Source organism: Lentzea aerocolonigenes, assembly GCF_000955955.1.
In the GTDB taxonomy this organism is placed as follows: Bacteria; Actinomycetota; Actinomycetes; order Mycobacteriales; family Pseudonocardiaceae; genus Lentzea; species Lentzea aerocolonigenes_A.
The window spans coordinates 13234-25380 of record NZ_JYJG01000141.1 but is presented as its reverse complement, the minus strand read 5'-3'; the positions used below and the strand labels follow the sequence as shown (position 1 = coordinate 25380).

Genomic DNA, 12147 nt, shown 5'->3' with positions numbered 1-12147 from the left:
CCCTCTGGAGAGTTCAGACGAGTTGGTGGCCGGAGAGGCCGAAGTAGCGGTGGTCGCGGTGGCGGTCGAGCAGCTCGGCCAGCAACGCGCCGGGCGAGGACAACCACGCCGGGTCGGCGAGGAACCCGTCGTCGCTGTGCCGCCACAGCTGCACGCGGCTGATCCGCACGAGCAGGTCGACGTACCGCGTGACGAGGTCGTAGTAGCGAGAGGGGGCGTCGACGCCGAGCTCCGCGATGGGCAGCCGCGCGCAGATCTCGGCCAGGCCGGTCAGGTCGGCCAGGTCCGCCTCGGCGGTGGCCCGCACTTCGCGCGGGATCCCGTTGTCCTGCAACGTCGCTGCCAGCGAGGCGGCCAGCGGGTCCTGGCCGGCGGCGTGCAGCGCGAGCCGGTCGAACCGCAGCTCCGGCAGGTCGCCGCGGAAGAGGCCGGTGGGCTCGACCTCGGTCCGCCACGACCGGCGGGCCAGCAACGGCAGCTGCGGCAGCAGGCTCATCTGGCACGCCGCCCGCGCGATGTGCCCGAAGCCGACGGGTGCGAGGTCCCGCAGCAGCTTCTGGAACAGCGCGATCGGTCCCTCACGCAGGTAGAAGTGCGCGCCGAGCAGTTCGGACAGCCGATCCATCGCGTCCAGCACCAGCTTGGACACCGCGAACTTGACCGCCGACGAGTACACGGCGGTGGAACCGGGGACGACGTGCAGCGCGCGGGTGCCGACCGCGGCGATCGCCTCGGCCTTCAGCAGGTCGGCGAACACCCCGGCCAGCACAGACCGCACGTGCGGCAGCTCGATCGCCGTCCCGCCGTACAGCTTTCGCCGTGACAGGTGGGTGACCGCGAGACGCAGGCCGGTGTCGAGCACGGCGGTGGCCATCGCGGGCAGGACCGTGCGGGTCACCTGCAACGCCCGCAGCGCCTGCTCCAGCCCGGATCCCACCGGTCCCAGCGCGGACGCGGGCGTGTCGTCGTACTCCAGCCCGCCCAGCTGCAGGCCGCGCATCCCGGACGTCGCGTACCTCGGCAGGTCCGTCGTCCCGTCACCGGAAGCGCGTTCGACGAGCATCAGCGTGTGGCTGCGCGGTCCCGGTTTCGGATCGGTCCGCGCGAACACCACGACCGCCTGCGCGCGCTGGATGTTGGTGACGACTTCCTTGCGGCCGTTGAGCAACCAGCCGTCGGCGGCCGGGGTCGCGGCCAGCTCCATGCCGGTCATGTCGTTGCCGTGCGCCAGCTCGTGGACCGCGACGGCGATCCTCTCGCCCGAAAGCAGTCGCTTCGCAGCCTTCTCGGTCTGTGCGGGCGAACCGGCGGTCCACGCCAGCACACCGGCGATCAGCGAGCTGGCGCCGTAGCCCAGGCCGAGCACCGGATCACGCCGGTACACCGTGCGCATCACCTCGACGAGGCGCTCCAGGTCGTCGAGACGGCCACCCAGCGCCGTTGGGACGAACTCCGCGTTCAGGCAGTAGTCGGCCAGCACGGCCTCACCGGCGGCGAGCATCTCGCCACGTTCGTCGGCGGCCAGGATCGCGGCGGCACCGGTCGGGTTCGCCGGGTCGTCCAGGGCGCCGAAGAGCTTCTCGAGCTGCATCACGCCGCCTCTCCCAGGATCGAGAAGGCCGGCGTCTTCCAGTCCAGCAGCACCGCGGCCATCGCGTCGAACGCCTCCTCGTCGTCCCGGCCGAGCAGCACCGCCAGGCAGGCGCGCAACCACAGCCCGTCCGTCCACAAGAGACTGTCCTGGTGGTTCTCCGACCACAGGTGCAGGCAGCACGCGATGGCGTACGCCCGCTCGTACCGTGCGGCGAGGTCGAACGCCTCGCTGGGCAGTCCACCGATCGCCGGTACGAACGCCGCCGCGGTCTCCGCCAACCCGTCCACCTCGGTCAGCACGTCCGGCGCCCACGACGCGACGGCTGGCAACGACTGGACGAGCGAGCAGCCGGTCGGCGAGGTGAGCACCAGCCGGTCCCGGTCGAACGCGGGAAGTCCGGCGTCCAGGCGGGCAGTGGTCCGCAAGCCGTCCGCGTCGAGGCGCTCGGCGCGCAGCAACCGGCCGAGCCGGGGCATCTGGGCGAGCAGCGCGGCGCGGTTGACCGCGGTGCTGCCGTCGAAGATGCCGCAGATGCGGTGGTCGCGCTCCAGCTTCGCGAACCCCGTGCCGGGCGCCGAGGTCAGGAACCCGCGCACGCCGAGCAGTTCGGCCACCGATCCCAGCAGCCGCTGCACCTGCGTCGGCACGAACGCCTTGGCGATGGCCGAGACGACGCTGAGCTCGCCGGGCAGCGCGTGCACCGAGCGGGTCGCGACCACGGCGACGGCCTCCGCGGTGAGCGCGGTGGCAGCCGCCCGGCCGAGGATCTGCCGCACGTGCGGCACGTCGGCGAGCAGCCTCCCGTAGAGCTTTCGGCCGGTGGCGAAGTCGCGGGCGATCCGCAGCGCGTGGTCCGCGGCGCCCAGCGACAGGCCGCTGCACGCGATCCTGGTGAGCTGCAGGGCTTTGAGGACCACGGTGATGCCGTCGCCGGCCTCGCCGACCCGCGCGTCGTCGCCGACGACAGCGCCCTGCGCCGCGAATCCGCTGATGTCCGCACCCCGGATGCCGTGGGTCAGCACCTTCGGCAACGGCTGCCACGCGTCCTCCGGGAGGCGGCTCCTGTCGACCAGGAAGACGCTGAAACCCCTGGCGCCACCCTGGGGATCGGTCCTGGCGAGCACGCATGCCGTGCCGCCCCGGGTCGCGTTGTTGATCAGCCACTTCTCGCCGTCGAGCCGCCAGCCGTCGTCGAGGCGAGCCGCGGCGAACTCGCCGGCGAGCAGGTCGGCACCGTGGTCCCGTTCGGTCAGGCCCCAGCAGACGACCTCACCGGCGCGCACCCGGTCCGCGTGCGCGGAAACCTGCGCGGCCGTGCCCGCCACCCACACCGGGGCCGAACCGAGGAACGTCTTGCCGTGCGCGATCGCCACCGTCAGGTCCCGGCGCGCCACCGCGCGGATGAGCGCGGTCATCCCGGGGAACGAGCTGTCGCGGTCGAGCACGTAGTTCCGCCCGAACCCGGCCTCGTCCAGCACGGCGACGGCCTCGGCGGGAAACCTGTCGTGATCGTCGTGTGCCGCCAGGAACTCCGGCGACCAGGCGTCGTGTTCGTGGGCGCTGAGCAACGCCTCCAGCTCGGCGACCTTCATCTGGCCACCACCGCACGTGCGGCCGTCAGCTGGGCGTCCTCGCTGCGCAGCACCGGTTCCAGCTCATCGGCGAGGTAGAGGTCGCGCATCGCCGACCGCTGGATCTTGCCGCTGGTCGTCCGGCGCACCGCCGAAGGCCGCACCAGCACGACCGACCCGACCGCCGTCCCGAACTCGCGGGTGACCGTCTGCTTCATCGACGCGGCGACCTCGGCGAGCCGCTGCTCACCCCAGGTGGTGCGGATCTCGTGCACCACGACGAGTTGCTCCTCGTCGTGCGCGCCCGGCACCGTGAAGACCGCGCCGTGCAACCCGTGCAGTTCCTCGTGCTCCGTCCGTACGACGTCCTCGATGTCGTGCGGGTGGAGGTTGCGCCCGTGCAGCACCAGCGTGTCCTTCAGCCGGCCGGTGACGTACAGGTCGCCGTCGTGCAAGCCGCCGAGATCGCCGGTGCGGAGATACGGCCCGTCACCACCGGACGTCCTGGCGTCGAAGGTCGCGGCGGTCGCGTCGGGGTTGTCCCAGTAACCGCCGGCGACCGAGCCGCCACGCACCCAGATCTCGCCGATCCGCCCGGACGGCAGCGTTGCACGTGTCCGCGGGTCGACGATCGCGACGTCGACCTCGTTCGGGCCTCCGCATCCGACGAGCTCTCGCCCCTGATCGTCGGCTACCAGCCTGCCGCGTTCCAAAGCGGCGACGTCGAACGACCGGCGCAGCGGCGGACGCCCGGACGTGCCGGTGACCATCAGCGTCGCCTCGGCCAGGCCGTACATCGGCAGCAACGCCTCCGCGCGGAACCCCGCGGCGGCGAAGCGGTCGCAGAAGCGGGTGAGGTTGGCCGAGCGGATCGGCTCGGAGCCGTTGACCACGGCGCGCAGGCCGGACAGGTCCAGCTCGGCGAGCTGCTCGTCGGTGACCCGGCGCACGCACAGGTCGTAACCGAAGTCCGGTGCGGCGCTCATGTTCACGTCGAGGTCCTGCATCATCCGCAGCCAGTGGTGCGGCCTGCGCAGGAACGCCATCGGCGCCATGAAGGCGAATCCCCTGCCGCGCAGCACACCGGTCAGGAGCAGGCCGATCAGTCCCATGTCGTGGTAGTGCGGGATCCAGCCACCGCTGCGGCAGCCGGAGTCGACACCGGCCGCGGTCATGATCGCGTCCACATTGGACAGCAGGTTGCGGTGGCTGACCATCACGCCCTTGGGCTCGCTGGTCGACCCGGAGGTGTACTGCAGCAACGCGATGTCGTCCGGCGAGATCTCCGGCGGCCGCCACGCCCCCGGGTCACCCATCTCGTCGTCGGTGGCCCGGCACACGACGTCGGACAGGCCCGCTTCGGCCACCCACTTCTCGACCTGGGGCAGGCTGGCGCGGTCCGTCAGCACCACGCGGACGCCCGCGTTCCTGGCGATGCCGGTGAGCCGGCGGCGTTCGTGCTGGTACCTGCCGGGCACCGGCGCGGGCACGGCGATCGTCCCGGCGTAGCAGCTCCCGAAGAACGCGGAAGAGAACTCAAGGCCGGCGGGATGCAGCAGCAGCACCCGGTCGCCCGGCGCGCAGTGCTCCCGCAGCCATACCGCCACGGCACGCGCCGTTCTGTCCAGGTTTACGTAATCTTTCCGCCGAATGTCTCCCAAATCGGACATATAGAGCAGCGCATCGCTTGTCGAATCGCATTCGACACGAGTTCCCAGAACGGAGATTAAAGTCCCGTTTACCATTTCCACCCCCGCCTTTCCGCACCAACGATAGACCCGAATTCGACTGTTCTCGCCACGAGATCCGCATCACAGGATCCCCTCAGGATCTCGTCAGGAAGCAGTGCTAACGTCGGCATCCGGCAAGCAAAACACCAGTTGAGACAGGGCCTGTCCGAAACTCTCGGAGAAGCGTTGAGCTTTCTTCGGAAGTTTCGGAAGATGGGCAATTCAACGCTGCACAGAAGTTGGTGGACCGTGCGCGAATCGGACGGACCGGTGGTTCGCACCCGAAATCTGAGAAAGAGATATCCAGGCGGCACGGAAGCACTCGCCGGCATTGACGTGGATATCAACGCGGGCGAGGTGCGGGCTTTGCTCGGACCCAACGGTGCCGGGAAGACGACGCTGGTGCGGGTGCTCACGACGCTGCTGCCACCCACGTCCGGCACCGCGGTGGTGAACGGCTGGGACGTGGTGACGAAGGGCGACGAGGTCCGCGCCAGTGTCGGCGTCGCCGGCCAGTACGCCGCCGTCGACGGCCTGTTGACCGGCTTGGAGAACCTCCACCTCATCGCCAAGCTGCGCGGGATGCGCCGACGAGCAGCGAGGCGCGCCGCCGAGGAGATGCTCGCCCGCTTCCGCCTGGAGCTCAAGGCGAACCAGCTGGTGTCGACCTACTCCGGTGGCACCCGGCGCCGGGTCGACCTCGCCGCCGCACTGCTGGGCAACCCACCGGTGGTGATCCTCGACGAACCCACCACCGGGCTGGACCCGGAGAGCAGGCTCGACGTGTGGGAGTCGATCGGCGGCCTCACCGCCGCGGGCACCACCGTCCTGCTCACCACCCAGTACCTGGAGGAGGCCGACCGGCTCGCCGACCGCGTCACGGTGGTCGACCACGGCCGGATCGTCGCCGAGGGCACCACCGACGAGCTGAAGTCGGCCGCCGGCCTCACCCGCCTGGTGCTCCGGCTCGCCGACGGCCACAGCCTCGCCGCCGCCGCGGCCGCGGTCGCCGACGCCACCGGCTCGGCTCCGGAGGTCGAGCCGCGGATCCGCCGGATCGCCGCGACCACCGCGGACGGCCCCGCCGCACTCGCCATCGTTCTGTCTACTGTGGACAAAGAGGCGATCGTGGAGATCGGCGTGCAACGACCGACGCTCGACGACGTCTTCCTCCGCCTGACCGCGCGCCAGGAGGTGCGGGCGTGACCACCTCCGTGTTGTCGGCCGGTGCGGACATCTTCTGGCGCAACCAGCTGCACCTGCGCCGCCGCCCGATGCTGATCGCGTCCACCCTGATCGAGCCGGTCATGTTCACGACGCTGGTCGGCTTCGTGTTCGGCGGCAGCCTGGGCGGCCAGGCCTACCGCGAGTACATCGTCGCCGGTCTGCTCACCCAGGCCGCGATCTTCACGGCGTCCTACACCGCCGTGGGTCTCGCGCTGGACCTGCAGGACGGCATGGTCGACAGGTTCCGCACGTTGCCGATCCCACGGCTCGCGGTGCTGGCCGGACGCACGACGTCCGACCTCGTCAACACCTCCGTGAGCCTCGCCGTCACCGCCCTGTGCGGCCTGGCGATCGGCTGGCGCCCGCACACCGGGCCGCTGGAGATCGCCGCCGGATTCGCACTGTGCCTGCTCTTCGCGTTCGCCCTGTCGTGGGTGGGTGCGTTCATCGCGCTGGTGACGCCGAACGTCCAGGTGGCCGGCAGTCTCGGCCTGATCTGGCTGTTCCCGGCCAGTTTCGTGTCGTCCGGCTTCGTGGTCACCACGACGCTGCCCGGCCCGCTCGAGGCCGTCGCCAGCTGGAGTCCCGTCAGCGGCCTGGGCGACGCCCTGCGCTCTCTGTTCGGCAATCCGGCGCCACCGGGCTTCCGGGTGCCGCACGGCTGGGCGGCCGTGCACCCGGTCACCTACACCGTGTGCGTCTGCGCACTGCTCATCGTTCTGTTCGCCGCACTGTCCGTGTGGCGCTACCGCAGGAGGACCACTCGATGACCACCCTGGTGTGCCTGCCCTACGCGGGTGCGGGCGCCTCGTTCTTCCAACCGTGGCAGGCGATCGCGGGCGACGCCCTGCGCGTCGTGCCGTTGCAGCTGCCCGGCCGTGAACGCCTCATCGACCTCGACCCGCACCGCGACGTCGGCCTCGCCGTCGACGACCTGCACGCGCGGCTGCCCGAGCTCCTCGGCGAGGAACGCAGGATCGCTCTCTTCGGGCACAGCCTGGGCGCCGTGCTGGCCCACGAGCTCGCGCACCGGCTGGTCACCGACCCGGATCTCACCCTGGTGCGCCTGTTCGCCAGCGGCTCACCCGCACCGGCCGCCGGACGGGAACACCGCGCCACCGGCCTGACCGACGACGCGTTCCTGGCGCGGGTCTCCGAGTTCGCCGGCTACACCCACGAGGCGCTGGAGGACCCCGAGATGCGGGAGATGATCCTGCCGACGCTGCGCGCGGACGTCGAGATGCACGAGAACTACGTGCCCAGCACCGATCTGCCGCTGGCGGCACCCATCACGGTGATCCGCGGCGAGGACGACGAGCTCGTGTCCTATGAGGACGCCGCCGGGTGGAGCAAAGCGACCTCCGCCGACTTCGAGCACGTCGAGGTGCCCGGTGGCCACATGTACCTGACCGAGGCCGCGCCCGCGCTGCTCCGGCTGATCAGCAGCACTGTCCTGTGAGGAGGGTCCGATGAGGCTGACCGGCAAGGTCGTGCTCGTCACCGGCGCGGCCCGCGGCCTGGGCAGGGCCATCGCCGTGCGGTGCGCTCAGGAGGGTGCGGACCTCGTGCTCTCCGACGTCTGCGCGGACGTCGGCGGCGTGCCGTACCCGCTCGGCTCGCGCAGCCAGCTCGACCACACCGCGAAGCTGTGCCGCCACGAGGGTTCCGCCGTTCTGGTCGAGGAGACCGACGTGCGCTCGGGCGAGTCGGTGCGGCGGATGGTCGCGTCGGCGATCGACAGGTTCGGGCAGATCGACGTGGTGGTGAACAACGCGGGCATCGCCGCGCCGTCGGGCAGACCGGTCCACGGGATCACCGAGGACGAGTGGTCGCTGATGATCGACGTGGACCTCACCGGCGCGTGGCGGGTGATGCGCGAGGTCGCGGAGGGCATGTGCGAACGACGGCGCGGCAGCATAATCAACGTCGCGTCCACCGCGGGCCTGGTCGGCTATCGCCACTTCGCGGGCTACGTCGCCGCCAAACACGGCATCGTCGGCCTGACCAAGGCCGCCGCGCTGGACTACGCGCCGATGAAGGTGCGGGTCAACGCCGTGTGCCCTGGCTCGGTGCGCGACGTGCCGGAGTTCGAGGGCGCGATGCTCGCCGAGATCGCCCGCGCACTCGAGGTACCCGTCCACGAGCACGAAAAGACGTTCGTGGAAGCACAACCGATGAACGCGCTGATCGAGCCTGACGACGTGGCCGCCGCCGTCGTCTACCTCGCCTCCGACGACGCGAAGCAGGTCACCGGATCGATGCTGACCGTCGACGGCGGCTTCAGTGCCCGCTGAGTCTCGCTGACAAGGAACGAACCATGCCCCATCTCCACGACGGCCTGCTCCTGCGCTCCCCCGCGGACGTCGATCCGGCCGGGCTGTGGGTGGAGGACGTGCCGGCCGCGTCCACGAGCGCCGCCGCCGAACGCCGCCGCGCCACCGAGCTCTCACGTCCGGCCCTGGACTCGCGTCGCGTCCTGCTGCGTTACGACGACGGCGAGACCGATCTCGTCGTCGTGACACGCCGCGAGATCTCCGTTTCCACCGCCGCCGGACCGGTCTGGGGACTCGGCGACGGATCCGGCCCCACCTCCCGCCTAGACGCGATCGACGAGACCGGCGACGAGACCGGCTGGCTCGTCGCGCTGCTCGTGACGCTGCAGCGGTACGACCCCGAGTCGGCTCCGGTCGTCGGCACCCCGCGTGGCGCGTTCAGCGCGGACCTCACGGGTCCTGTGCGTGCCGTCCGCCTGGTGCCGACGGACCAACCGGCCGCGGTCGGCCTGCTGTTCTGCGAAAACCGGGTCGAAGGCGAGTACCTCCCCTGCCTCGCGCCGCCGTTCCCGCTCACCGTCTCGGTCTACCACGACGACCGCGGGCCGCGGCTGCGGCTCGACCACTCGGCCGCTCTGGTCGCCCCCGAGATCGCCGAGCAGTTCGCGCGGCACCTGCGCCTGGTGCACCGCCAGGTCCTGCGCCGCCGGGACGCCGAGGTGGCCGACGTCCTGCTGATGGACGACAACGAAGTGCTCCGCGTCGCCGAGCTCGGCCGGCCCGCTCCGCCGCCCATCCCCACAGCGAGCACGATCCACGCGGCGTTCCAGCGAGTCGCACTGTCCACACCGGACTCGATCGCCGTAACCGACGGCACTGACCAACTCAGCTACCGCGCGCTGGACGAACGTTCCGACGTCGTCGCGCGGAGCCTTCGTGCCCACGGCGTGCGCGACGGCGACCGGGTAGGCGTGTGCCTCGACCGGTCCACGTCGTTCGTGGTGACGGCCCTCGCAATCCTGAAGGCCGGCGCGACCTACGTGCCGATGGACCCGGCTCACCCCGCGGACCGGCGGAACTACACCGCCGAGGACGCCGGCCTGACGCTCGTCGTAACGCCGGAAATCGTTCTCCCCCAGGAGGAGTCGGTGCTCGGCGATGCCGACGGCGACACGGCCGCCTACATCATCTACACCTCCGGCTCGACCGGCCGGCCCAAGGGTGTCGTGGTGCCGCACCGCAACGTGATCGCGTTGCTCGACGCGACCCGTGACGAGTACGAGCTGCGGCCGGGCGACGTGTGGACCTGGTTCCACTCCAGCGCCTTCGACTTCTCCGTGTGGGAGATCTGGGGCTGCCTGCTGACCGGCGGCCGGCTCGTCGTCGTGCCGCACGCCGTGTCGCGGGAGCCGGACGCCTTCCGCGACCTGCTGAAGTCCGAACGCGTCACGGTGCTCAGCCAGACGCCGTCGGCGTTCGCGCAGCTGCTGTCGGTCGACCACGCGGACCTCGCGGTGCGGCTCGTGGTGTTCGGCGGTGAACCGTTGGACGCCAGGATCCTCCTGCGCTGGTTCGACCGGCACCCGGAAACCCGGTGCCGGGTGGTGAACATGTTCGGCATCACCGAGACCACCGTCCACGTCACCGCGCAGACCGTCACCCGCGCGGACGCCCTGGCCGGCTCACGATCGGTCGGACCGGCCCTACCCGGCTGGCACCTCTACGTCCTGGACGCGTCCGGACGGCTGGTCCCACCCGGTGTGGCGGGCGAGATCTGCGTGGGCGGCGCCGGGGTCGCCGCCGGGTACTTCCGCCGCGAGGAGCTGACCGCACAACGGTTCCTGCCGGACCCGTTCCGGCCAGGCGTCCTCTACCGCAGCGGCGACCTCGGCCGGTTGCGGCCCGACGGGCGACTCGACCACCTGGGCCGCATCGACAACCAGGTCAAGATCCGCGGCTTCCGCATCGAGCTGGACGAGATCCGGTCCGTGCTGCTCGAGGACCCGCGGGTGAGCGCCGCGACGGTAGTGGTGCGCCGGGACGACCCCGGCGACGCCGCCAGCGCCCGCATCGACGGCTACGTCGTGCTCATCGAGCCCGCGGACACCAGGGAGATCCGCGAACGGGCGGCTCGGATCCTGCCGGACCACATGGTGCCGTCCACCATCACCGCGCTCAGCGAGCTGCCGTTGACCGTGAACGGCAAGATCGACCAGGAGCGTCTGCCCCACCCGGCTCCCGCGCCGTCCGTTGTGGACAGCACGCCGACCGGTGACGAACTCGCCGACCAGCTCAGGACGATCTGGAGCACCGTGCTCGGCGTGCCGGTCGAGATCGACGACGACTTCTTCGAGCTGGGCGGCAACTCCCTGTACGCGGTCCGGATCGGCGCGGCCATGCGGGCGGAAGGACTGCCTACGGTGCGGTTGCGCGAGCTCTACCGGCACCCCACGGTTCGAGGGGTGGCAAGCGCCGTACGCGGGTCTTGACTGGGTACCTCCTCCGCACAACCCGGAAGTGCTGCGCCAGTCTTGGAGGTGTCCGCGCGCGCAAACGGCAGGTTCCGGCTCGGCCCAGCGAACCAAAATCGACTGGGCCGGCCAAGTGGAACAACTCCTGACAATGGACTACCCCGACGCCCAGACCGTGGTCCTGGTCATGCACAGCCTCAACACCCACGGCATCGCCTCGCTTTACGAGGCCTTCGACCCCGGCGAGGCCTTCGCCCTGGCCTTCTACTGGAGTCTGCTCCGCACCGCGTCCGCGATCACCCCGGCGGTCAGCAGCTGCACGCCCCTGCCGGTGGTCGGGTCGCACCCGGTGACGTCGGCGATGCGCTGCACGCGGTAGTCGAGCGTGCTGCGGTGGATGTAGAGGTTCTGCGCGGCCTTGTTGCGCCGGTAGTCGGTGTCGATCAACGCCATCAGCGTCTCCCACAAGATCGGCTGGTCGCGCAGTGGCCGGATCATGGCGGCCAGCTCGGCAGCGACCGCCACGTCCTGCACGACCGCGTACTCGACCAGGACGTCCAGCATCGTGTAGGCGCCGCACTTCCTGCGCCCTGCCATGACCAGTCGCAGAACCTCCATGGCCTCGCGGACGCCGTCGCGGAGCTCGTCGCGCGGCCGCGTGGCGGTGGTGAGCCACCCGTTCCCACCGAGGAACTGACTGATCTGCCTGATGGTCCTCGCCGCTCGCTGCGTGTCGACTCCGGGGACCAGCAGCACCAGGCGGTTGTCGACGCTGGTCGTGAGCACCTCGGGCCCCAGGGCCTGCAGCAGTTCGCTCTCCTCGGCCTGAGCTTCGACCCGGCTTCTACCGGACCAGCCGACTACCGAGACCACGTACCGCGGGGCGAGTGTCGTCGCCTCCTCCGGACTCACCGGACGTCCTTCGATCAGGTCCTTCGCGAGATCCCCTGACACCCGCGTGCGCTTGGCTGATCGGTCGTAGCCCTCCAGAAAGTCCGCGAGCAGCGAACCGCCGGTGTGGACCAGCTCAGCGAGCTCCGGATCGCCTGCCGCCGCCTGCGTGAGCAGATCCCTCAGGTCGGCCGACCCGTCACCGGACCACATCTGCCCGGCCCTCCGGACCCTCGCACGAAACGCGTTCCCGCGTCCGCCGCCGGCAACGAAACCCTGTCGCGCCACAACTTCCATCATCCCGCCGCACCTCCCGAACCCACTGCTGGAGCCTAGGAAGTCCGCGATCAAGGAATCAACGTCCCGTACCAAATACTGTGGTCCCGTTCC

9 protein-coding genes are annotated in these 12147 nt (G+C 70.7%); 5 read left to right on the top strand and 4 right to left on the bottom strand.

Translation table 11 applies throughout. From position 1 onward, the window contains the following. Nucleotides 1-13 precede the first annotated feature (13 nt). Genes UK23_RS21155 through UK23_RS21145 form a run of 3 tightly spaced genes read right to left on the bottom strand, consistent with a single transcriptional unit; the run spans nt 14 to nt 4835 of the window. On the bottom strand, nt 14-1591 hold the full coding sequence (locus tag UK23_RS21155; protein WP_045313322.1) for an acyl-CoA dehydrogenase: 1578 nt from the start codon (nt 1589-1591) through the stop codon (nt 14-16). Then, nucleotides 1591-3186 carry an acyl-CoA dehydrogenase gene (locus UK23_RS21150; RefSeq protein ID WP_045313315.1) on the bottom strand — a complete coding sequence of 532 codons (1596 nt, stop codon included), beginning with the start codon at nt 3184-3186 and terminating at the stop codon, nt 1591-1593. Before UK23_RS21150 ends, UK23_RS21155 begins: the two co-directional genes overlap by 1 nt. Beyond that, complete coding sequence (locus tag UK23_RS21145) at nt 3183-4835, bottom strand: fatty acyl-AMP ligase (protein ID WP_052684879.1); 1653 nt, start codon at nt 4833-4835, stop codon at nt 3183-3185. The genes UK23_RS21150 and UK23_RS21145 overlap by 4 nt, the downstream gene beginning before the upstream one ends. Before the next feature lie 273 nt (nt 4836-5108). On the opposite strand from UK23_RS21145, the gene UK23_RS21140 reads away from it, so the two are divergent. Genes UK23_RS21140 through UK23_RS21120 form a run of 5 tightly spaced genes read left to right on the top strand, consistent with a single transcriptional unit; the run spans nt 5109 to nt 10884 of the window. After that, complete coding sequence (locus tag UK23_RS21140) at nt 5109-6101, top strand: ABC transporter ATP-binding protein (protein WP_082114839.1); 993 nt, start codon at nt 5109-5111, stop codon at nt 6099-6101. Beyond that, the gene (locus UK23_RS21135; RefSeq protein WP_045313313.1) at nt 6098-6892 is read left to right on the top strand and encodes an ABC transporter permease; all 795 of its coding nucleotides are present in this window, start codon (nt 6098-6100) and stop codon (nt 6890-6892) included. The genes UK23_RS21140 and UK23_RS21135 overlap by 4 nt, the downstream gene beginning before the upstream one ends. Further along, nucleotides 6889-7581 carry a thioesterase II family protein gene (locus UK23_RS21130; RefSeq protein WP_045313312.1) on the top strand — a complete coding sequence of 231 codons (693 nt, stop codon included), beginning with the start codon at nt 6889-6891 and terminating at the stop codon, nt 7579-7581. The genes UK23_RS21135 and UK23_RS21130 overlap by 4 nt, the downstream gene beginning before the upstream one ends. 10 nt (nt 7582-7591) lie before the next feature. Then, complete coding sequence (locus UK23_RS21125) at nt 7592-8416, top strand: SDR family oxidoreductase (RefSeq protein WP_045313311.1); 825 nt, start codon at nt 7592-7594, stop codon at nt 8414-8416. Nucleotides 8417-8439: 23 nt separating this feature from the next. Continuing rightward, nucleotides 8440-10884 carry an amino acid adenylation domain-containing protein gene (locus tag UK23_RS21120; RefSeq protein WP_045313310.1) on the top strand — a complete coding sequence of 815 codons (2445 nt, stop codon included), beginning with the start codon at nt 8440-8442 and terminating at the stop codon, nt 10882-10884. A 246-nt stretch (nt 10885-11130) separates the two neighbouring features. Here the strand turns inward: UK23_RS21120 and UK23_RS21115 are convergent, their stop codons facing one another. After that, on the bottom strand, nt 11131-12057 hold the full coding sequence (locus UK23_RS21115) for a PucR family transcriptional regulator (RefSeq protein WP_045313309.1): 927 nt from the start codon (nt 12055-12057) through the stop codon (nt 11131-11133). Between the last annotated feature and the right edge of the window lie 90 nt (nt 12058-12147).